The sequence below is a fragment of the Olivibacter sp. SA151 genome, assembly GCF_054130995.1.
Map to the genome: position 1 here is coordinate 60,325 of NZ_CP096391.1, position 23,476 is coordinate 83,800.

At 40.7% G+C, this 23,476-nt stretch carries 17 protein-coding genes; 7 read left to right on the forward strand and 10 right to left on the reverse strand.

All coding sequences use genetic code 11. The features are described 5' to 3' along the window. Positions 1–61: 61 nt before the first annotated feature. Complete coding sequence (locus M1D52_RS00255; protein WP_013664534.1) at positions 62–481, forward strand: nucleoside-diphosphate kinase; 420 nt, start codon at positions 62–64, stop codon at positions 479–481. 67 nt (positions 482–548) lie between these two features. Here the strand turns inward: M1D52_RS00255 and M1D52_RS00260 are convergent, their stop codons facing one another. Beyond that, a complete protein-coding gene (locus M1D52_RS00260) occupies positions 549–1,265 on the reverse strand; it encodes a pyridoxine 5'-phosphate synthase (RefSeq protein WP_013664533.1) in 717 nt (238 codons plus the stop codon). A gap of 248 nt (positions 1,266–1,513) precedes the next feature. Here M1D52_RS00260 and M1D52_RS00265 point away from each other — a divergent pair, with 248 nt between their 5' ends. Further along, complete coding sequence (locus tag M1D52_RS00265) at positions 1,514–1,840, forward strand: DUF6686 family protein (RefSeq protein WP_437361385.1); 327 nt, start codon at positions 1,514–1,516, stop codon at positions 1,838–1,840. 25 nt (positions 1,841–1,865) lie between these two features. On the opposite strand, the gene ahcY is transcribed toward M1D52_RS00265, so the two are convergent. Beyond that, positions 1,866–3,182 carry an adenosylhomocysteinase gene (gene ahcY, locus M1D52_RS00270; RefSeq protein ID WP_437393981.1) on the reverse strand — a complete coding sequence of 439 codons (1,317 nt, stop codon included), beginning with the start codon at positions 3,180–3,182 and terminating at the stop codon, positions 1,866–1,868. 312 nt (positions 3,183–3,494) lie between these two features. Between ahcY and M1D52_RS00275 the strand changes: the two genes are divergently transcribed. The 3 genes from M1D52_RS00275 to M1D52_RS00285 all read left to right on the forward strand — a co-directional run bounded on the left by M1D52_RS00275 (position 3,495) and on the right by M1D52_RS00285 (position 6,186). Further along, positions 3,495–3,872 (forward strand): BlaI/MecI/CopY family transcriptional regulator, encoded by a 378-nt coding sequence (locus M1D52_RS00275; protein WP_013664529.1) that lies wholly within the window; start codon positions 3,495–3,497, stop codon positions 3,870–3,872. A 5-nt stretch (positions 3,873–3,877) separates the two neighbouring features. Beyond that, positions 3,878–5,662: a M56 family metallopeptidase gene (locus tag M1D52_RS00280; RefSeq protein WP_437393982.1), complete on the forward strand. Its 1,785-nt coding sequence runs from the start codon at positions 3,878–3,880 to the stop codon at positions 5,660–5,662. Between the two features lie 113 nt (positions 5,663–5,775). Then, entirely contained in the window at positions 5,776–6,186 is a 411-nt protein-coding gene (locus M1D52_RS00285; RefSeq protein ID WP_013664527.1) for a BrxA/BrxB family bacilliredoxin, read from the forward strand. A gap of 81 nt (positions 6,187–6,267) precedes the next feature. On the opposite strand, the gene cdaA is transcribed toward M1D52_RS00285, so the two are convergent. From cdaA to M1D52_RS00300, 3 genes are all read right to left on the reverse strand, one after another. After that, positions 6,268–7,059, reverse strand: coding sequence for a diadenylate cyclase CdaA (cdaA, locus tag M1D52_RS00290; protein ID WP_165446905.1), 792 nt, complete (start codon positions 7,057–7,059; stop codon positions 6,268–6,270). Between the two features lie 67 nt (positions 7,060–7,126). Next, positions 7,127–8,452, reverse strand: coding sequence for a TolC family protein (locus M1D52_RS00295; RefSeq protein WP_013664525.1), 1,326 nt, complete (start codon positions 8,450–8,452; stop codon positions 7,127–7,129). Positions 8,453–8,601: 149 nt separating this feature from the next. Beyond that, positions 8,602–9,849 (reverse strand): dicarboxylate/amino acid:cation symporter, encoded by a 1,248-nt coding sequence (locus tag M1D52_RS00300; protein ID WP_013664524.1) that lies wholly within the window; start codon positions 9,847–9,849, stop codon positions 8,602–8,604. A gap of 113 nt (positions 9,850–9,962) precedes the next feature. On the opposite strand from M1D52_RS00300, the gene M1D52_RS00305 reads away from it, so the two are divergent. Further along, on the forward strand, positions 9,963–11,060 hold the full coding sequence (locus M1D52_RS00305) for a lipase family protein (RefSeq protein ID WP_130854681.1): 1,098 nt from the start codon (positions 9,963–9,965) through the stop codon (positions 11,058–11,060). 2 nt (positions 11,061–11,062) lie between these two features. Here the strand turns inward: M1D52_RS00305 and M1D52_RS00310 are convergent, their stop codons facing one another. The 5 genes from M1D52_RS00310 to M1D52_RS00330 all read right to left on the reverse strand — a co-directional run bounded on the left by M1D52_RS00310 (position 11,063) and on the right by M1D52_RS00330 (position 22,003). Further along, positions 11,063–11,728, reverse strand: coding sequence for an ABC transporter ATP-binding protein (locus M1D52_RS00310; RefSeq protein ID WP_013664523.1), 666 nt, complete (start codon positions 11,726–11,728; stop codon positions 11,063–11,065). Positions 11,729–11,867: 139 nt separating this feature from the next. Continuing rightward, a complete protein-coding gene (locus M1D52_RS00315; protein WP_013664522.1) occupies positions 11,868–14,258 on the reverse strand; it encodes an ABC transporter permease in 2,391 nt (796 codons plus the stop codon). 392 nt (positions 14,259–14,650) lie between these two features. Further along, entirely contained in the window at positions 14,651–17,029 is a 2,379-nt protein-coding gene (locus M1D52_RS00320) for an ABC transporter permease (RefSeq protein ID WP_437393983.1), read from the reverse strand. Positions 17,030–17,103: 74 nt separating this feature from the next. After that, complete coding sequence (locus M1D52_RS00325) at positions 17,104–19,524, reverse strand: ABC transporter permease (RefSeq protein WP_437393984.1); 2,421 nt, start codon at positions 19,522–19,524, stop codon at positions 17,104–17,106. 70 nt (positions 19,525–19,594) lie between these two features. After that, positions 19,595–22,003 carry an ABC transporter permease gene (locus M1D52_RS00330; RefSeq protein WP_437393985.1) on the reverse strand — a complete coding sequence of 803 codons (2,409 nt, stop codon included), beginning with the start codon at positions 22,001–22,003 and terminating at the stop codon, positions 19,595–19,597. Between the two features lie 491 nt (positions 22,004–22,494). Between M1D52_RS00330 and M1D52_RS00335 the strand changes: the two genes are divergently transcribed. Next, a complete protein-coding gene (locus M1D52_RS00335) occupies positions 22,495–23,439 on the forward strand; it encodes an NAD(P)-dependent alcohol dehydrogenase (RefSeq protein WP_130854685.1) in 945 nt (314 codons plus the stop codon). Positions 23,440–23,476 lie beyond the last annotated feature (37 nt).

Here is a 23,476-nt window from a genome sequence, read left to right on the forward strand (position 1 = left end):
TGAAATAAGGAAACAAAGTGGACATAAAAGCTTATTTTTGCAAAAATTAGAATTTAAATAGATGGCTACTAATAGAACTTTTACCATGATCAAACCCGATGCAGTTAACAATGGCTATATCGGGGCAATTTTAAACGACATTGTCGAAGCAGGGTTCAAGATTGTTGCAATGAAGTATACGCACTTAACAGGTGGAACTGCAGGCGCTTTTTATGCCGTACATAAAGAACGCCCTTTTTACAAAGATTTGGTGGCTTTTATGAGTTCCGGGCCCATCGTAGCAGCTATTTTGGAGAAAGAGAATGCCGTGGAAGATTTTCGGAAATTGATTGGTGCAACTGATCCAAGTAAAGCGGAGGCCGGAACCATTCGAAATAAATATGCTAAATCCATCGAGGCAAATGCGGTACATGGATCTGATTCAGATGAAAATGCAGCTATTGAGGGAAGTTTCTTTTTCTCTGCCTTGGAACAATACTAAGAAAGGTGGTAAGGTATAAGGCTTTACGGTGTAGGGTATTTCCTTAAACCTTCTGCCTTATACCTTTCTAGCTCAATTGGGCTCTATAGCGCTTAATGGTTTCTTCCAAACCTAGATAGAGCGCATCTGCTATAAGAGCATGTCCGATGCTTACTTCCAAGAGGTGCGGAATTTGGCTGCGAAAGTATTGCAGATTATGCAAATCGAGGTCATGCCCGGCATTTAGTCCTAAACCCAATTCATGTGCGAGCTTCGCTGCCTCCGCATAAGGTTGAACGGCCTCCGCGGGATTTTTGTAATAATTGGTAGCGTAAGCTTCTGTATATAATTCAATACGGTCTGTACCGGTACTCGCTGCTGCTTCTACCATTTTGGGATCCGGATCTACAAAGATCGAAACCCGTATCCCAGCGTCTTTAAAGAGTGCTGACATCTCTTTCAGGTAAGATTGATTGGCTATCGTATCCCATCCGTGATTAGAGGTTATTTGTCCCTGTTCGTCAGGAACGAGTGTTACCTGGGTTGGCTTATTGGCGAGCACCAAGTCAACAAATTTTTTCTCCCTACAATTTCCTTCAATATTAAACTCTGTTGTAATAGCGGCCTTTAGATCATAAACATCCTGATAGCGTATATGCCTTTCGTCGGGGCGAGGATGCACGGTGATTCCCTGTGCACCAAATTTTTCGCAATCCAGCGCTACTTGTAGTACATTGGGATTGTTGCCCCCACGGCTGTTCCGCAAGGTAGCTACTTTATTTATATTAACTGAAAGCTTTGTCATGATATAATAGACTATTAGACAAACATAGAGAATGTTGCTTTCAAATACAAGGCTACGAGCTAAAACGCTCTTCTACTTCTACAGCCCAGATTTGTAATCTCAATGTCACAAGCTAATTGTTATTTAGAATGATTAAAAATAAACATATATTTGTGTATTCAAAAGAACGAGAACAGTTTGAATATGTCGAAAAGTCCTGTTTAGCCATGCTTAAGGCATGGCTAAAGCAGGCACAATAAGCCAAATATATGTGTAACACGAGAATATTATGTCAATCAAACAGAACAACGGTTAGTCAGTGTACCGAATGTGGTATGTTTTTTATTTGGCATAACAACGTTCTGTTGAATTTTAAACAGCAAGAGTTTTATTTATTTTTGGCGCACATTAAAAAGTACGTATTTCAACAACGTTCGATCTGTTTCCCTGATGGAGAACATCGGTTACTGATGCATTCTGCCGCAGACGAAATTAGCCTAGCATTTACAGAAGACGAGTGGGAAGATATAAAAGAAGTATTAACGGAATCTGCCTACTTGGCAAATGTTTATGATATACTAAAAGGAGAAAAGTAAAAAAGGAGCTCAGCTCCTTTTTTACTTAATATCTATAATGATCTGGCTTATAGGGACCTTCCACCGATACACCGATATAGGCGGCCTGTTCTTCGTTAAGTTCATCCAACTCTACACCGATTTTAGCTAAATGTAGGCGGGCAACTTTTTCATCCAAATGTTTGGGCAAGGTGTAAACCTTGTTTTCATATTGAGCCGTATTCGTCCACAGTTCAATTTGTGCGAGCGTCTGATTGGTGAATGAGTTACTCATCACAAACGAAGGATGGCCCGTTGCGCAACCTAAGTTAACCAATCTGCCCTCTGCCAAGAGAATAATGTCTTTTCCGCCAATCGTATATTTATCAACCTGTGGCTTTATTTCGATCTTGGTGTGACCATAGTTCTTATTTAACCAAGCAACATCAATTTCGTTATCAAAATGTCCGATATTACATACAACTGCTTTATCCTTCATTAGCGGAAAGTGTTCTGCGCGAACAATATCTTTATTACCGGTGGTAGTAACAATAATATCCGCCTCTTTAACGGCGTTCGCGAATTTTTTTACTTCATAACCTTCCATTGCGGCCTGCAAAGCACAGATTGGATCTATTTCAGTTACAATAACCCGTACACCTGCGCTGCTCAATGATTCTGCAGATCCCTTGCCCACATCACCATAGCCCGCAACAACAGCGACTTTTCCTGCCAACATCAAGTCAGTAGCTCTCCGGATTGCGTCAACTAAAGATTCACGACATCCATATTTATTGTCGAATTTCGATTTGGTCACCGAATCATTCACATTGATAGCCGGTAAATGAAGCGTTCCCTTTTTCATGCGCTCGTATAAGCGATGTACCCCGGTAGTCGTTTCTTCCGATAAACCTCTGATACCTTTGATTAATTCCGGGTATTTATCGAATACCATATTGGTAAGATCCCCACCATCGTCCAATATCATATTGAGCGGTTTTCGCTCTTCACCAAAGAACAACGTTTGCTCAATACACCAATCGAACTCTTCGGCCGTTAAGCCTTTCCATGCATATACTGAAATACCTGCGGCAGCAATAGCGGCGGCGGCATGATCTTGTGTGGAAAAGATATTGCAGGATGACCAACTGACTTCCGCTCCTAAAGCAACTAGCGTTTCGATTAAAACAGCGGTCTGGATCGTCATGTGTAAACAACCGGCGATACGAGCGCCCGCTAAAGGTTTTGATGCTCCGTATTCTTCACGCAGAGCCATTAAACCGGGCATTTCGGCTTCTGCTAATTCGATTTCTTTACGCCCCCATGCTGCTAAGCTAATATCTTTAACCTTATAGGGCACATACGTTGTCTCTACTGATGACATAGTTTATTGATATAAATTGTTAATGATCTGACAAAACTCCTCTATGGAGCATGCATTTCTATGTTTAATATTCTGCAAAGTTACTAACTATTTAGGAGGAATTGTGTTGGCAATAGGTAATATTACATATACGCTTTATGGCTATCAAAATAAAGGTACGCATCAAGACGACAGGAAAAGTGAGCGCAATCTGTTAAAATATCCTAAATAATTTTGGATATACGAAACTCTTCGTATATTTACCTACGAAATACTTCGTAATGATAAAGTATATATTATAGACAACGATTGCGAGCGAAAACCAGGAGGCTAATGAAAACGATAAAACCAACGGAAAGTGAATTGGAAATCTTAAAGATTTTGTGGGAGCGGGGCGATTGTACCGTTAGGCAGGTGCATGAACAATTTGCTTCCGATAAAGATGTCGGATATACCACTATTTTAAAATTTATGCAAATTATGCATACGAAAGGACTGGTGGCACGCGATGAAAGTAATAAGACTCACGTTTATCGGGCTGCGGTAAGCAGGGATGTTGCGGAACAACAGTTGGTCAATAAATTTATAAAGGATTTATTTGATGGCTCTGCAACACGTTTGGTTATGCAGGCGCTTGGAAACCATCGTGCGAGCAATTCCGAGTTAGCGAAAATACGGCAGTTGTTAAACGATTTGGAAAATAAAAAATAAAGAAAATGAATTTAGCACCCTTAATTTATGCACTTGGTTGGAGTCTGCTGCACTCGTTGTGGCAAGGCGCCTTATTAGCGGGGATGGCGTATGTGTTGGTGTCTGTTTTTTATTTATCAGCAAAGGAAAAAGTAAATCTCTTATTTACCTTTTTAGGTGTATTGCTGTTTGCTTTCATTGGAACCTTCATCAGTTACCTGCCCGGCTCTACAGCAATTGGTAAGACGCAGCTCCCGGTTTCATTAGAAGGAATCGCTGTTTCGGTGGCCAATGGAAATAGCGATAGTTTATTGATATTAGAACGCTACTTTCCGTATATGAGCCTTTTCTATATACTAGGGGTGTGTATACAATTCACGGTTTTAATGGTTGGGTACTTGGGGATTATCCAATTAAGAAGGGCAGAGAAAGGGGGTGTCCCGGAACCTTGGGAAAGGATATTTACCCGCCTCAATGAAACGATGGGTATACGGAAAAAGGTTGGTTTTTACCTTTCCGCAAAGGTAGAGATTCCAACAGTTATTGGATATTTCAAGCCCCTTATTTTATTTCCAATAGCGGCATTATCAGCTCTTGACCTTAAACAAGTAGAAACCATACTCATTCATGAGCTTAGTCATATCCGTAGAAATGATTATGTGCTTAACATGTTAAAATGTTTGGTTGAAGCAATTTTGTTCTTTAATCCTTTTGTACGAATATTATGTAGAATGCTCGAAAAGGAGAGAGAATATACCTGCGATGACGAAGTGCTTAATTACGGAGGAGATGCTATGGTATATGCTTATGCCCTGCTATCTCTTGAAAGTGCTCGCACGAAAAATTCACCGTCTCTAGCTTTAGGGGCCTTTAACAATAAAGAACATCTTCTTCAACGAATTAAAAGAATAACCATTATGAAAACTACAACATTAAATATACGCCATAAATTGAGCGCAATGGCACTTTTAATTGCAGGAGCCTTAGGCTTGGCCTGGGTCAGTCCCGCTAATGACACTGTACCGCATCCGCCTAAGCCTCCTGTATTGGCAGAAGCAGATCGTCCTGCACCGCCTTTGCCCATTATTCCTCGTCGTCCTTCTGCGGAAACATTGGAGCCTCTTCCTCCCTTAGCGCCTCTTGCACCGACAGCACCCTTGGCACCCCCATCGAAACCAGATACCTTGGACGAATTAAAAGTAACCGAAAGTGTGGTAAAGTTATTCTCTTCTCCTGAGTGGAAAACCTTGCAGCGAGAGATTGAAGCTAATGGCAAAGAAATAGGGGAAGTAGTAGCGAAGCAATTTGAGACGCCCGAATGGATGACTTTTCAAAAAGATCTGAGCCAAAATGCAGCGGAACTAGCGCAGCTGAGCACGACCGAGCTTTTTAACTCTCCTGAGTGGAAAGCAGCTATGAAAGATGTACAAGAACAAGCACAAGAGATGGGGCTTCGTGCGATAGGGGGCCACGATTCCACCTATTTTAAATCAAATGAGTGGAAGCAGAAAGAAAAGGAAATGGAAGAGAAGAGCAGGAAACTGGAAGACCTTTCTAAACAAATTGAAGAGAAAATGAATAGCCCCGAAGTAAAGGCAAAAAGAGAAGCCCTCGAAAAGAGGTCGAACGATTTAAGCAAGCGGGCTGAAGTTTTTCAAAAGCAATTTGAAACACCTGAATTTAAAGCAAAGCAGGAAGCGCTTGTAAAAAAAGCAGCTGCATTAGCACGGCGTTCTGAAGCATTCCAGGCAAAAGTAGAAGCAGAATTTAAAGCAAGGTCAGATCAGAAAAAGATAGATTCGGAGAAGTAACTACCTGCTTGTCCCCGAGTATATAATCTGACATTATGTTGAAATAGCTGTATTGCCCATCCGGTTCATATCTAGTATCTTTGCTTTATTATATAAACATAAAAAAGGAAAAGATGTATCCAGAATATTTGGTTGAGCCTATGCGCAAAGAGTTGACTGCTGTAGGCTTTGAGGAACTTAAAACGCCTGAAGAAGTTGATGCGGCGATTAATAGTGAGGGAACTGTTTTTGTTGTCGTAAATTCAGTATGTGGCTGTGCGGCAGCAAATGCTCGTCCGGCAGCTAAGGCTGCTATTCAAAACGAGAAGAAACCTGCGAAGATAGTAACCGTTTTTGCGGGCATGGAGAAAGATGCAGTAGATAAGGCAAGGAACTATATGTTACCTTATCCACCGTCCTCGCCATCAATGGCTTTATTCAAAGATGGTAAATTAGTGCATATGATTGAAAGGCATCACATTGAAGGCAGACCTGCGCAGATGATCGCAGACAACTTGGTAGCTGCTTTCAACGAGTACTGCTAAGAACCAATAATTATCTTATTTGTAGGCTCTCAAAAGAATTTGAGGGCTTTTTTTTGTTAACAGGGCGGGTCTGCGACGAAGCTACACATCCTCATTTAAAAGACGTTCAAGTTCGTCATGCGTAATATTCATATTAACATTTCCTTGTTTGGCATATGAAATCTCGCCCGTTTCTTCAGACACAATAACCGCAACCGCATCACTCATTTCGGTAACGCCAATACCGGCGCGGTGCCGCAGGCCAAATTGGAGCGGAAGGTCTTCGCTATCGGATAAAGGTAGGATACAACTGGCTGTTTTGATTCTAAAATCCACAATTACGAGGGCTCCGTCGTGTAGTGGACTGTTTTTTTGAAAAATGCTTTCTAATAAGCGTTTTGAAATTTCGGCATCTATAAATTCGCCGCTATTCTGATAGTATTCCTCATCAAAAAATTTAGAGAAAACGATCAGCGCACCGGTCCGTGATTTAGACATACTCCTACAAGCATCAATAATAGGTTTTAATCGAGCGGTATTGTCTTTTTCGATCTCTTTCTTTCCCAGGAAAAGTGACCAAAGTTTTTTATTTCGTCTAAAGCTGATGTTCTTTCCGATATGAATTAAAAATCGCCTTATTTCCTGCTGGAACACAACAATTAATGCAATGGAACCGACACTGATAAAGCCACCAAATATTTCGGTAAGCAAGCGCATTTGCGATTGCTTTACCACTAAATAGGCTAAATAGATAATGAATAGTCCGATCAGGATATTTACCGCAATGGTTCCCCTGATGAGGTTATAAATGTAATAGATGATGATAGCTACCAAAAAGATATCAATTACATCCAGTAGGCGGATGTTGAAAAAGCTAAAATCAATATTGCCCATAACATCCGCAATTTATAAATTTTTTTGCTTAGCCTGATAGCATGAGCTGATTTTGCTTGATCCTTGCTTAGCGCTGACCGTTATAGTAGTTCGCAATACGCTGTCTCAGTTGCCATTCATATTGAGCTACCACTAAACTGATATTCGCTTGATCATATTTTGTTTTTTGAAGAAGGAATTCAACTGAATTAATGTCCCCCGCTTCGAAACGAACTTCCGCCACGCGGAAGGACTCTTTGTAAGCTTCTACTTGCTCACGGATTTCCAGGTATTTTTCTTTGGCTGTCTGTAAATTGATCAACACCTGTGCTGTTTGCTGTTGTAAATTATTCTCTGTGTTCTCAAGATCAATCTCCGCGTTTCTTAATTCAAGTTTGGCCCTGGAGACATTAATTCTTCTTCTAAAGCCATCTAGAATAGGGATGCTCAAGGTCAATCCCGCGCCCTTTCCTAAATTGTCCTGAATTTGATCCATGTAGGTCCCTCTATTTTCGTCAGCGTTTGAGTATCGACTAGTTAGGTTGGCCCCGAGGGATAATGTTGGAAAATATAAAGAACGAGTCGCTTTCAGTTGATATTCAGCGCTCTCTTTCCAGAATTGGGCCGCCTTTAAAGTTCCAAGTGAAGCAGCGGCTCTTTCATAAAGGGCCTCTTGACTTAATGACGCACTGGAAACATCAGGTAGTTGATTAATCGGTTCAAATGAAAGCGCTTGGCTATAAGGGATATTTAATAAGCGTGTCAGCACGATTACATTTGTTCTAAGCGTATTTTCACCGGTTAATACTGTAATTTGATCACCGGAAAACTGCCCCTTTACATCATAATATTCTCCCGGAGCAACTGCTCCGTCCCTATTTAGAATGGCTAAACGTTCCAGTTGTTTTTTGGTGACATCTCGTTGTTGTTTATACTGCTCCAGCGCATCTTTTGCTGTAATGACCTGCAAGTACGCGAGGATCACGTCCATCGTTAGGTTATCTTTTATCCGCTGCTCATCCATTTGGGTAGCTTTATAAGCGAAGGCCTGTTGTCGAATGGTTCTAAGCAAATTGAGGCCGTTGAATAAAACCATGTTTGTATTCAGCCGCTGATTTCCCGATGTTATATTTTCAGAAACAATCGCGTTTGTTATGGGGTCTGTTGAAAAACCTGTGTTAATATTGTGATCTAAGCTTCCACTGAGCGTAGGCAATAAGGCCGCTTTAGCTTGTTTCAAATCTAATGAAGCAGCTTGGCTGCTGTTAGCACTTTTCTGTGCCTCCGCATTGTTTTTGAGCGCCAGTGCGATACATTCTTCTAGATTGTAGTGTGTTTTAACCGAGTCTTGACCATGCGTAATTAACGGGAGTATATATAGAAAAAATAATATCGCTCTTTTAAGTGTGTTCATGCAAAATTTCTTATGCCAAAAGAATACACAGGATAAGCCAAAAACTTATCTGTTTTATTTACAAGCTGTTATTAAAAGCGGGATGATGCTTTACGTTCGGAAACGGGCATTGGGTGTCCGTTTTCGGACAGTGCTGATGGCTGGACACCCTATCGTTGTATCTCTACTGCTTGCTCAAGATCAATTTCTTTTTCCCATTTTGCAATAACGAGCGTTGCCGCCGTGTTGCCAATAATATTGGTTAGCGCTCTGGCTTCGCTCATAAAACGATCGATCCCAAAAACCAGCGCAACGGACTCGACGGGAACATGACCAACCATTGGAAGCGTTGCGGCTAGGATGATAAATCCGCTGCCCGTTACACCGGCGGCCCCTTTTGAAGTGAGTAAAAGAACCAATAAAAGGGTTAATTGTTGATTGAAGTTCATGTGCATATTAAGTGCCTGCGCAATGAAAATTGCTGCCATGGTTAAGTATATTGAGGTACCGTCTAAATTAAAGGAATAGCCTGTTGGAATAACCAAGCCCACAACGGGTTTTGAACAGCCTGCCCGCTCTAATTTCTGCATAATGCCGGGTAGCGCAGACTCAGAAGAGGAGGTCCCCAAAACAATCAATAACTCTTCTTTAATGTATTTTAAGACTTTCCAAACGCTAAAGCCGTTAAAGTAAAGGACTGCTCCGATAATCAGAAAGATAAAAATAAGACAAGTAAGATAAAAGCAGAGCATAAGCATGCCTAGCTGCGTTAAGGAGTTCAAGCCGTATTTACCAATAGTAAAACCCATTGCTCCCAAAGCGCCTATAGGTGCCGCACGCATAATGATCTTAATCACGGCAAATATTCCGTTCAGAAAGGATTGCAAAACGGTCATCACCGGTTCTGCTGCTTTTCCGATTTTCGATAAGCCAAAACCAAGCAAGATTGCGAAAAAGAGCACTTGCAGCAAATCTCCTTGGGCAAGAGCACCAATGACATTATCCGGTATGATATGCAACAAAAAATCCTTAAGACTATCCTGGTGTTTGCTTTCCGTGATATAGCTTTCTACCGAGGAAGTATCCAAGGACGCGGGATCAATGTTCATCCCGGTACCGGGTTGTAAAATGTTTACGATCGCCATCCCCAAAAGCAACGCAATGCTGGTCATTACCTCGAAATAAATAATCGCCGTTAGTCCCACTTTCCCTACCTTCTTCACGTTCTGCATGCCGGCAATGCCCAATACCACCGTACAGAAAATGAGCGGCGCAATAATCATCTTTACGAGCTTGATGAAGCCATCTCCGAGCGGTTTAAGTGATTCGCCTACTTTGGGATAATAATGACCAATCAATACACCAATAATGATCGCTATAATAACCTGAAAATACAGACTTTTCAATAATTTCCTCATAGTGATGGTTGGACCTCGGATGTTTTAGGAATACGTAATTTTTTCCGCAAGATAAACAAAAGCGAATAAAACTTTATAGATTTAGTAGCGTTTCCATAAAGAGAAAACAAGATATGAAGCGATATTTTATTGCCATTTGGCTTCTACTGAACGTACATATTGGACTCCTCCGTGCGCAAAGCTTAAAGCCTGGGTTTGATAAACAAGAGTATCTTACTTTACTAAAGATTTCTTCTTCACAAGGCGATACACTTAAACCGGGGCCCAATTATTTGGAGCCTCCTATGAATTATGAGCGCATTTATCGATCAAAAGAGGCGGGCTTAAAGAATCGATGGGACCTTTGGCTCAGTCGTGATAAACAAATAATGGCAGTTTCTATCCGAGGAACGATTAATGACCCCGTAAGCTGGTTAGAAAATTTTTATTCAGCAATGGTACCCGCGAAAGGCGTATTGCAATTGAATGATAGCACCCAATTTGATTACGTTTTTTCGAAGGATCCGAAGGCGGCAGTTCATGCCGGTTGGACCATCGGAATCGCTTCCATGGCACCTGATATCGTACATCAGATTAAGGAACAATATCAAAAAGGAACGAAACAGCTATTGATTATGGGACATAGTCAAGGTGGGGCGTTGGCCTTTTTGCTCACGTCTTACCTTCGATACCAACGGGAAGAGAAGCAATTACCTGCGGATTTACTTATCAAAACCTATTGCAGTGCGGCTCCTAAACCGGGGAATCTATACTATGCATATGATTATGATTTCATTACAAGGGGTGGTTGGGGATTCACCATCGTAAATGCATTGGATTGGGTTCCTGAAACGCCTTTCTCACTACAAACCTTGGCAGATTTTAATCGGCTAAATCCCTTTCAAAACATTGATCAGGGATTAAAAAAACAGAAGCCTTTCTACGTTCGATGGTATCTTAAGCACGCCTTTAACAAGCTCGATAAATCAAGTAAGAAATCTAGACGGAATTTTGAGAAGTACTTAGGCAAAACACTTTTTAAACAAACTCAGAAAACATTACCACAATTGAAAGAGCCCGCCTATGCGGAAACGATGAATTATATGCGAGCTGGAGTCCCTATTGTTCTCCAGCCCGACTCAACGTATTATAAGGTATATCCGGACACGGGGAAAAATGTTTTTGTGCACCATGCGTTGAAAGCCTATGCGGATTTACTGGAGCGGTATTAGCGTTATTTCACAATCTGGCCATCCAAAAGCTCGATAATTCGATTGCCGTACTCGGCGTTTTTCTCTGAATGTGTAACCTGTATGATCGTTACACCATCTTCTTCGTTCAGCTGCTTAAATAAATCCATAATTTCTTCTCCTTGCTTGGAATTTAGATTGCCGGTTGGTTCATCGGCCAATAATAATTTAGGGGTAGTAGCGAGTGCACGGGCAATGCCAACGAGTTGCTGTTGTCCGCCTGATAATTGAGAAGGGAAGAGATCTTTCTTGCCGACGATTCCAAATCGGTCTATTAGGTCTGCCACGATTGCTTTGCGCTCGCTACCCTTTAGGTTTTTATAAATGAGCGGTGTTTCGATATTCTCATAAACAGTTAGCTCGTCAATCAAATGGTAGGCTTGAAATACAAAGCCAATATGCTCTTTGTAAAGTGCGGAGCGTTGTTTCTCCTTTAATCGTAGCACTTCTTGTCCAAGGAATTGATAGCTGCCTTCATCCGGTTCATCCAGGAGCCCCAAAACGTGTAATAAGGTAGACTTTCCTGAACCGGAAGGCCCCATAATCGATACAAACTCACCTTCACTGATAGTAAGATTGATATCTTTTAACACAAATGAACGGTTGCCGCCCACATTATACCACTTGAAAATATTGCTCAGTTGAATCATCGTTTTTTTTAGATTAAAAAATAAAAATTAAAAGTAAAAAGCCAAGTTCATTGGTACATTAAAATAAACAAAACATTAAAAATCAAAAAACACCGCTGATTCTTAATCTTTATAAGATTCTCCTTTAAGCTCGACAATTTCATTCGTCTTTTAAGGTATCAGCTGGGTTAACAATAGAAACCTTGATCGCCTGATAACTAATCGTAATGGACGCTAAAAGCAGAGTCAATACGGCGCCTACAGCGAAAATATGCCAAGATAAATGAATGCGATAGGCAAAACCATCTAACCATTTACTTGTGCACCACCAAGCAAGAGGTGTAGCTACCAAAATTGCCATACCTATTAACTGAAGGAACGGTTTATTGAGTAAAAGGAAGAGCTGTCGCGTATTGGCGCCTAAAACTCTCCGTATACTTACTTCTTTTTCGCGCAGACTGATTGTAAAGGCCGACATGCTAAATAGGCCTAATAGCGCCACAATCATGACCAAAGTTGAAAACGCCGTAAAAGCTTGGCGGAGTTGTTCTTGTTTAGCGTAGAGTGCAGCATACTGCTGATCCAGAAAGTGGTAAATAAGGTACTTTCCGTCCAGTTTATTGATGGATGGCCATTGTTTTTCCAACGTTTCCATCGTTGAGCGGATGCTATGTCTGTTTACTTTCACTAAAATATCAGACTTAAAGGGATGATTCGGATAACCGCACTTCGTTTGTAGCGTGTAAGCTGTTGGCTTGATAAGCTGTTCGAAACCTTGCATTTTGCTATCCTTTACGATGCCTATGATCGTGTAAGTCTGATCACAGACACTGATTTTTTCGCCGTTCGGTTGCTTTATTCCCAAGCGTCGTGCTGCCGACTCATTTACTACGATGGATTGCGTCGTATCCGACAGAAGGGATGAGGAGAAAGTTCTGCCTGATAGCAGATTCATACCCAAAGTTTCGAAATAATCAAAATCAACACCTACATGATCTAATGAATATGTTTTATCGCTGTAAGTAAATGCTTCATTGCTTGGTGCCGGCCCACCGGGGTAGTTTGTTACTACAGTGACTTCCTCGATACCAGGAATGGCTTTCATTTGGTTTCTAATAGAGGCGAATTGAGCAGGTTTGTTGAAAAGGGTAAGATTTTTAATATGTACGACTTGATCGACACTAAACCCCTTATCACTTTTTTCCATATAGTTCATTTGCTTATTAATGACGAGCATCGCACTGATAAAAATAAAAGCGATAATAAATTGAAACATGAGCAAGGCACTTCTTAAGCTAAAAGCCCGTTGTCCATTATGGAATTGACCCTTAATGATGTTAATAGGATGATAACCGGATAAGATGTAGGCAGGATATATACCTGATAGTAGCGTAGCTAGAAGAACGGCCGTGCCCAGTTGACCAATTACGCTCATATTGAAATCGAAAGAAGAAAAATCATACCTAAAAAAAGTAATCATGGTGTTCCAGCTGATACTGATCAAAAGGCAAGCAATAACAGCAGCTATGAGACATTGTGCAAATACTTCCAACAGAAACTGAAGAGCCAAACGTTTTCGGGTTACACCAAAGACTTTCTTCATACCGATTTCTTTAAATCTTCTCTGTGCTTGTACCAGCATTAAATTGGCAAAGTTCATGCAGGCCAATAGTAAGATCACTGAAGAAAGAACACCCAGTGCCCAAACGATCTTGTATCCTGTATTGGACCCGATCCTTGGACGCAGATGCAAATTTTTTAGGGGATCAAGGTAAATGTTGGCTTCAGCGCGTATTGATCCTTTAATTTCTCTTTGTTTAGCTATTGTATTATGGTAGATGGTATTGATTTTAGCGGTGAGCTCCTCTATCCTGGTTCCTGGCCTTACAAGTATATAGGTTTGATAAACATTATTATCACCATCTCCTTTCCCTTGTGCAATGTCCTCTTTAAAAGCAATGTAATCGTATTCAAAATTTGACAAAAGGCGAGGTTTGCTAATGCCATGTATGTTCTCTGTAAAACCGCTCTGCTCGTTCATTAAGGATACGATCTTGGGCGCCTTGAAAGCTGCTTGCTTTTCATTAGGGAAAAGCTTTTTACCTACCTCGGCCGACAATAATCCGATTGATTTTTCCGGAGAATTAGTGATAGATAAACCTTCAAGCTGAATAGCGAAAATATCTGCTATTGTTCGATCGGCGCCCAACCAGTTCTTGATATAAAACATATCATTCTCCGAAATAAAGGGAATTTCAAAAGGAGCTCTAGCGACGCGTCCGGCGCTTTCTATTTCAGGAACTGCAGCTTTCAGTGCAGGCGCAAGTGCTGCAGGTGTAAGATCAGATAGGTTATCTTTGTTGATTAAACCGATAAGATAGATATTATCATAGTTGGGGTTCCACTTATCGTAGCTGTTTTCTCGATGGATGTATGCATAGGCTAAAATGAATCCGGCGAAGCCAATTGCCAATCCTAAAATGTTAAGCAAGGTAAACAGCTTGGATTTCCAAGCTGCTCTCCACGCTATTTTTAGGTTATTGGTGTTCATGTTTTATTTATCAAGTATCAGGTATCAAGTATGGGATCAAGCCTGCCTGCCTGCCGGCAGGTATCAAGATATTTTAAGAGCCTGCTTATAAATATGAATCTTATGTCTTGATACCCATGTCTTATGTCTTTTTTCTAAAAAGGCTAAGAGTAGGTTACTACCTACCCAGAGCCATCATTTATAACCAATCGTACCAAAATAGGCATAAATAAAACCAAAAACTATAAGTTTCTGATTTTTAGTCTGTTGGTTTGATTCTGATTTTGATAGCTGTTCGATAGTGCACAACCGGTGTTCGGAAACGGACAGTGTTTTTTTGTCGTAATGGTTATTTGTTGTTAGTTATTCGTTATTCGGCCCAATAACAGATAACGAGTAACTAATAACTAAATTTATTCATTCCTCAAACTATCAACTGGATTAGCCCTTGCTGCTTTAATGGCCTGAAAGCTGACAGTCAGTAAGGCAATAAATATTACACCGATGCCTGCTAAAGGAAAGTACCACCATTGGATTTCTATCCGATAGGCAAAATTAGCTAACCACTTGCTCATGACCCACCAAGCGATTGGAGAAGCTATTACGCTACCCAAAATAACCAATAGGATAGGCTCTTTACTTAATAGTCTGAGTATAGAAGGGACGCTAGCTCCCAATACTTTTCGAACACCGATTTCTTTAATCCGTGCCTGAGCGGTGTGTGTTGAAAGGCCCAATAAACCTAGACAGGAGATGAAAATGGCAATGGAGGCAAAGGCTCTAAACAGCATGTTTGCACGTATGTCAGTATTATACTTCGCCTCAAACTGTTTGTCTAAAAATCGATAAGAAAAAGGGGAGCCTTCTCCGTATTTCTGATAAAGAGCTTTTACCTTAGCTATTGCTTGACCGGCGTTGCGTGCATTCGTACGGACATATAAAATATTACCGGCAAATTGCCTAGTAAGTATCAATGGAGATATTTTTTCTTTAAGCGATTTAAAATGAAAATCTTTCACTATACCTTGAATATAACCTTTTTTTCCATGGTAGACAATACTTTGTCCTGTGTAAGGTGGTTTAAGCCCCATTTCTTTCACAGCGGATTCGTTGAGAATATACAGGTTACTGTCTGTAGGTGTGCCCGTAAAATTCCGACCTTCCAACAGTTTTATGCCCATTGTTGGAATAAACTGGTTGTCTATCACGGACTGCCCAATCATCATCTTATTATCCACAGCCTTACCCTGCCATTCAATATCACTGGTTGCATCATTCATCTCCGAAAGATCGTAGATACCGGATAGCGCGACGTTGAGAATACTTGCTTCCTGCTTTAGGTCATTTTTTATGGCATCAATGTGCTCAACAATCCCCCAAGTTAATGGAACGGTAAACATATAACTCTTATCGTACCCTAAATCCTGGCGTTGGATATATTGGATTTGTTTACCAATAAGCAAGGTAGCAACAATGAGGATAATCGATGTCGTAAATTGGAAGGTTACCAAGGATTTCCGAAGAAATGCCTTGTCAAACTTTTTAGACAAAGCACCTTTAAGTGATTTGATGGGGTTGAGTGACGATAAGAGTAATGCGGGATAAATAGTAGAAGCGATAAAGGTGCCGCTTGAGGCCAAGATTAAGGTTAGCCAAAGTTGATAATTGTTTAAGGTGAAGGATAAGGGTTTGCCGCTTATATTGTAATAAAAAGATTTAAACAAGAATAATAGCAGCGTTGCCGTGAGTATTGCAATTAAAAATAAGGGAAGAGTTTCGAAGATAAATTGCCAGAAAAGCTGTCTCTTTTCTGCTCCGATTACTTTGCGAACGCTAATTTCTTTAAGGCGATTTAAGACGCGAGCGGTAGCAAGATTAATGTAGTTTACCGCTGCAATCAGTAAGACGAGGATCGCCACAAGCCTAAATATGTCAACCATTTTTGCGGCCGAATCGTTTCCGGCAATAGAGACTAAGTGTATTTTTGCCAATGATTGTAGCTTAAAATCGACTTCCACTTCGCCGTTTCGGGCTTTCGAATAGCTTGAACTAAACATTGCTGCTACTTTTTCTGCGTGAGCGCCATTACGAAGCTTTACGAATGTGATATAGTTAAAATTGCCCAGATTGGTGTCAATAGTTTTCCAGTCACCATTACCTCCATCTTGAGTAAACTTTGTTGCTTTGAATTCCATTGGGAATAAAGCATCAAAACGTATGGAGGAATTGACCGGGAAATCGGCTAAAATACCACTAACGGTAAAGAACTCACCTCTAAAGCGCAGTGGTTTTCCAAGCACGTCGGTCGACCCGAAGAACTTTTTAGCCGTTGATTCCGTTATGATCGCAGATTGAATATCGGGAAATGGTTTCATGGTATCGCCCGCTAACAAGTGAAAGCTAAAAACCGAGAAAAAAGTGCTGTCTACAAAGGCGGTGGTGTGGCCATCCATGATTTTGCTGCGATCACTTGTTGACAGGATTTGGTCAACATCGGTCGCTATGCGAACAAGGTGTTTTACTTCAGGAATGTTCCGCGCGAATACGGCCAGCGGTGCGGGCACTCCCTCCCAGGAGGACTTTTTTCCATTGACGTCGAAAGTCGAATTTAACCGATAGATCGATTGATAATCTTGATGGAATCTATCATAACTCTTCTCGTCCTGCACCCAGATCAAAAGAAGGATCGCCGTGGCCAAACCTATAGCGAGACCTCCAATGTTAATGAGACTATAGAATTTGTTTGAAGCTAGATTACGCCAAGCAATTTTGATGTAGTTCTTCAGCATCATAGTTATTTGTTGTTAGTTGTTTGTTCTTGGTAAGGCATCGCGAATAACCAACAACCAAGAACTAATAACTAAATTTATTCATTCCTCAAACTATCAACCGGATTAGCGCTTGCTGCTTTAATGGCCTGTACGCTCATCGTAAAAAATGCCACACAAATGGCTACCAAACCAGCTAATGCAAATATCCACCATTGAATTTCTATCCGATAGGCAAAGCTCTGTAGCCATTTATTCATGGCCCACCAAGCGATGGGTGAAGCAATTAAGATCGATAATACCACTAGTTTTAAGAAGTCTTTCGAAAGTAAAGCGACAATCCCTGCAATAGAAGCACCCAGTACCTTGCGGATACCGATTTCCTTCGTGCGCTGATAGGCCGTTAAAGTGATCAAACCCAACAGACCTAAGCAACTTATTAGAATAGCGACGACTGTTGCTAGGTTGATAATTTTCGACATTTGTCGTTCTTGCGTATATAAGTCTTCAATGCTTTTATCGTAGAAGGTATATTCAAAAGTCTCTTCCGGATAAAACTTTTTCCAGCGTTTTTCTATTTCAGCGATGCTTTCTTGCCAGCTTTCCGGATTACGTTCCCTTAATTTTATATTGTATGTTGCATTTATTTGCTTATCAATGAGCAAAATAATAGGATCAATAGAACTGTAAAATGTCTTATTGTGAAAATCCTTTACGACGCCTACAATAGGAGCCTGTCTGTCATCTTGGGGACCGATGAATTTCCCGATCGCGTCTTTTGGCGATTTAATACCCAATACCCTTAACATAGTTTCATTAATTAGATACTCTTTTACGGTATCAAGCGGCAAGAGATTGCGACCGGCCAATAACTGCATATTGTAAAGTGCAAGATAGGCGGTATCGATATTCTTTAGATAAGGTTGGAATTCCTTTTTTGCACCACCATTATCAGGTATATAATCGTAGTTATTGCTTATTGTATTATTGCTTAGAGGAGGGGCTGCTAAGGAAACGGCTTCTATTCCTTTCAGCTTTTTCAACTCATTTAACAAGGTATATTTGGTGCCTTTGTCGTTACTCACTTTTCGCCAGGGAACATTCACCAATAAGATGGCATCTTTGTTAAATCCTAAATCTTTATGTAGTGTATATCGAAGCTGCTGACCTACTATAACCGCGCACACAATAAATAACATGGCAATTACAAACTGGAAAATGATAAGCGCTTTTCGGAGTGATAGTCGAACACTTCCAATAGTAATAAGGCTTTGATTCCTAAGAATTTGAATGGGATTGACACGTGTAATCAGCCAGCCAGGATACAGGCCCGCACATAGGGTGGTGAGCAATAAGAATAACCAGAACAGAGCGAAAATCCGGAAGTAGTTAATGTAAGCGTGCATCTGTTCAGGAAATAGTTCTTTGAAGGATAGCAGAAACAAGTAAGTGAGAAAACAAGAAAGGATCGCTGCTAACAGGCAAGTAATAAAAGTCTCGCCTAAAAATTGATAGATTAACCGTCTACCTGAACTACCCATTGTTTTGCGAACAGCGATTTCTTTCCCCCGCTTAGGTAATTGTGCCGTGCTCAGATTAATAAAATTGATAATAGCTAAAATTAACAAAAAGATTGCTACGCCAATGAGACCTAATAGAACAGGTTTGTTAGCTTTATGGACATTATTTTCTCCGTATTCGGTGGTAAAGTGCATAGTGGCGACAGGAATCAGGCGTTGATCCCGTTTAAATCGCCATTTTTCAAATAAGTCTTTTGTGTTCTTTACAGAAAGCGCATTAATTTGCTGCTGCGTTTTGGCAACAACACTTTTTTCGTCAAGTTGTATATATAATTTATCATTGGAATTGGTGGAGCCCCAGTCGCTCTGTGAAAAATAATCCTTAGGTAAGGGAAAAAACTCCTTGCCGTAAAAACTAGTAGCAAATGTTAAATCATCAACAATCCCGCTAACCTGCTTTTGAATTGTATCGTTATAGATTAGTGTTTTGCCAATGATATCGTTAAAACCTATACGAGGGAAATACTTTTCAGCCCGGCTTTTTGTTAAAACAACGGTGTTGGGATTATTGAGTGCCTCATCTTTAGCTCCAGCTAGCCACTCGTAGGGAAGCATGTTAAAGTATTTAGCTACTGTCATTACTTGACGATCTGGCGATTTAAACGTATTCTCTTTACCCTCTGCCTGCGGTACGGTTACTTGTTCCATAAACTGTTCTGCAACAGGTACGACGAACTTAATGCCGGGAATCTCCGTTTCTATCGCCCGGCCAAGAGGTTTGGGCACGCCAACATTGTGTCCTTCCTGTCCGTCAAATTCCATATGGCTTACCACATTGAAAATTTGCTTGTGATTTGGAATTGCCTGTTCGAAGCCGAATTCAAAACTGACCAATTGATAAATAATAAAACAAGCACTGATACCGATACTTAAACCTAAAATATTTAAGCTGGTGAACAATTTATTGTGCCACAGCTGACGGAAAATTGTTTTCAACATTGTAGTTATTTGTAGTTAGTTGTTTGTTCTTGGTAAGGCATTGCGAATAACCAAGAACTAGTAACGAAATTTATTCTGTTCTTAAACTTTTGACCGGGTTGGCGCGTGCAGATTTGATAGCACGAAAGCCAATGGTAAGCATGGCAATTGAGATGGCTAAAAGGCCTACCAATGCAAAAATCCACCACTCTATATTAACTCGATACGCAAAGTCTTCCAACCATTTATTCATACCCAGCCAGGCAATGGGTACAGCTATGCAAATGGCAATGAGCACAAGCTTTAGGAAGTCCTTGGACAATAACTGAACTAGTCCCTGAACACTTGCGCCCAATACCTTTCTGATTCCGATCTCTTTAACTCGTTGTTCAGCGACAAAAGTGGCTAGACCCAAAAGGCCCATGCAGGAAATCAAGACAGCGAGCAATGCAAGAATGCCTACGATTTCACTAGTTGTTTGATCGGTTTTGTAAAGCTCTGCGAAATGATCATCTAAAAATTGGTATTCAAAATCACTATCGGGACTTATGCGTTTCCATACGGATTGAATATAGGCCAGCGCATCGGTGGCTCTCTCTGTGTCGATCTTGATAGACAATTCATTATAACCGAAATCTTTTTGGTTGAATAGGCATAGTGTTTCTATTTTATGATGCAACGAATTGAAGTTGAAATCTTTCGCAATGCCAATGATCGTGCTGGCTGAATCTAAACCGTTAAATCCGAAGCGTTTACCTATTAAGGATGAAATTGGCTCATTGGGACTTTCTTTAAGTAGTTCTTTGGCTAAGGTTTCATTAATGATATATGTTTTCCCATTTTCGTTTGGTCTGTCCTTTGAAAAGTTGCGCCCTGCAAGAAGAGGGATCTGGTAGACGGTCAAAAAATCGGGATCTACTACAATTTGAGAAGTTGCAAGCTCTTTTACCGCCCCATTTCCGTAAAACTTAACCCCTGTTTGGTGAAGGTTGTTACCTAATTTTTGTTGATTGGCCGCAACCCCTTTAATTAAGCTATTTGCGAGCAGCTCCTGTTTCAGCGTTTCATACTTTCTATTGGCATAGTTGTCAAGTGTAACCGTAACGATCTGTTCACGCGTAAAACCCACATCTTTTTTCTGCATAAATCGAAGTTGCTTAATCGCCAACAAGGTTGCCGTCATTAATACAATCGCACAAGTAAATTGTCCGACCACTAAAACATTGCGAAAAAAAGTTTTGTTTCTGCCGTTGTTGACCGTGCCCTTTAGTACGACCGTCGGCTTAAATGCAGACAGGTATGCCGCAGGATACAATCCTGCCATAAACCCAAGGAAGATAGCGCCGATTAATAAAAGAAACAATAAGTTTAGACTGCTAAATATGGGAAAATCAATTGATCGGAGACTAATATGGTTTACGTAGAGGAGCATTAATTTTACCATACCGCAGGCTAGGGCTAGCGCTATAAAACAGAGAAAAATAGATTCTCCGATAAATTGAAGATAGAGTTGCCCTCTTTTGGCCCCCGTACTTTTTCTGACACCGATTTCTTTCGCACGGCCAGCTGAGCGGGCAGTCGTTAGATTCACAAAATTAATGGACGCGATAACAAGCACAGCAATGGCTATGACAAAGAAAATAATGGTATACTTACTATTAAACTTTTGATAATTGATATAGTCATGCGTTATATCTGTAGACTCTGCATGCACATCACGGAGCTTTTGCAGGAATAGTTCATAACCTTTTGCTTGTTCTTCGCCCATTCGTTTCTTAAGGAAAGCGGGAAATCTTTTTTCAAGATTTTTCATACTAACATTAGGTGCAATTTCCAGATAAGTCGTTAACCAATTGCTTCCCCAGTTCTGCATCTGTTGAGGGCCTACATAGGTGTTCATCGAGAATAGCGCGTCGAACTGAATATGCGAATTTTCAGGAATGTCTGTTAAGACTCCGGTGACGGTAAAACTGGTTGTATCCCGGCCATAGGTGGTGACGGTTTTTCCCAGCGCGTCCTCTTTACCGAAGATATTTATAGCAGTTTTTTCGGTAAGCACAAGGCTATTCGGCTTTTGAAGGGCAGTGGATCTGTTGCCTTTGAGTAATTTAAAATCAAATAGTTGTAAGAATGTGGAGTCGACTAGAAAAGTAGAAGGGAATGCATGCCGGTTACCGTTTAGTTGAAAAGAAACTTTGCCGAATTGATTGATCCGTGTAAAGTTAACAATTTCGGCAAATTCTTGCTGGAGACTAGGTCCCATGGGATACATAGAGAGCGCGACCTTTTGAGGAGAGATCATTCCCTCCCATTTTTGAACCTCATTCAGGCGATAGATATTCTTTTTATGGATTGCATCAAAGTTCCGTTCGTAGTTCACGAAGAGAATAATCACAATACAGACAGCCATACCAATGGCTAGGCCCAAAATATTGAGCAGCGAATAAAACTTGTTTTTCCACAAGTTGCGCCAAGCCGTTTTGAAATAGTTTTTCAACATGGTGTTAGTTCTTTAAGGTGTTTCAGCTATTCGCCCGAGGGCTCATGGTTTCAGCATCGTGTCTGTCTTTTATGGTGCTTCAGCTATCCACCATAGGTGGATGGTTTTAACATAATAGTTATTTGTTGTTAGTTAATCGTTCGTGGCCCAATAACCAATAACGAGGAACGAATAACCAAATCATTCCTTCCCTAAGCTATTTGCAATGGTTTATCATCGTGGTATCAACTTGTAATCCGACTATCCAAAATACTTCCATAAGATATAATTGTTTGTATATAAGTGTTTTATGTTGTTATTTTTTAGCGTGCGGTGTCCGAAATCGGACAGATTGATGTTCGATTTCGGACATCTAGGGGTAGCATAGAGCATAAGAAGTCATTCTTTACAATAGCGTAACAAAGAGGCATACAAAATGAGATACAACCAACAATGCCTGGCAAGCAAATCGTTAATTTGCAGCATGTTATTAGTGAAGATGGGATAAAATAATGAAAGCTGCAGTAATAGAAAAAAAGGGTACTGATCCGAGATTTAAGATAAAGGAACTTCCTCGGCCGATTATTAAGAGCGGACAAGTGCTGGTTCGGAATTATGCTTCATCAGTTAATCCGATAGACGTAATGGCGCGCAATGGGAGGGCTTTGCTCGCTAGTGCCGGTTTTAGTAACCAAGTAATCGGCAGTGATTTTTGTGGTAAAGTATTACAATCAAAAAGTCGACTGTTTAAGGAAGGGGATGAGGTGTTTGGAATGATTTCCGCAATAAAAGGTGGCGCCTATGCGGAAGAGCTGACAGTTAATGCGGATCAAATAGCATTAAAACCGAAGAATCTTGATTACGTGGAAGCAGCCGTGATACCCTTGGTGGGACTGACTGCATATCAAGGATTATTTAAGGTAGGTAGAATACAAGAAAAGGAGAATATTTTGATTACCGGTTGCACAGGAGGCGTTGGCTCGGTGGCCGTTCAATTGGCACGAACTTTAGACTGTCACATTAGCGGTTTATGTAGCGAGAAACATCGAGCATATGCTCATAGCGTGGGTTGCGATGTGGTGATCGACTATCAAAATCAGCAGATTCCTTCAGGTGCCCGGTTTGATCTTATATTTGATGCGGCCGGCATGTACACGTATAGCGACTTGAAACATCATTTAAACGAACAGGGCCTATTCGTGACCACAAGAGGCGAAACCAATAATATAAAGGGTTTGGTCAAAACGGCGGTTGATGTTGTATTTGAACCTTATATGAAGTTTGTTTTTGTCAAGCCCAATGCCGACGATCTCAACGTATTAAAGGAAATGATTGAGCAGGGGAAACTAAAATTGCATATTGAAAAAACCTTTTTGCTAAATCAATTAACCGAAGCACAAAGAATGATGAAAAATGGTGGTTTTGTCGGAAAAATAGGAGTCGATATTGGTGAATAATAAATAGTTGAGAGGATCTTGTTGAGTTTTTTGTGGA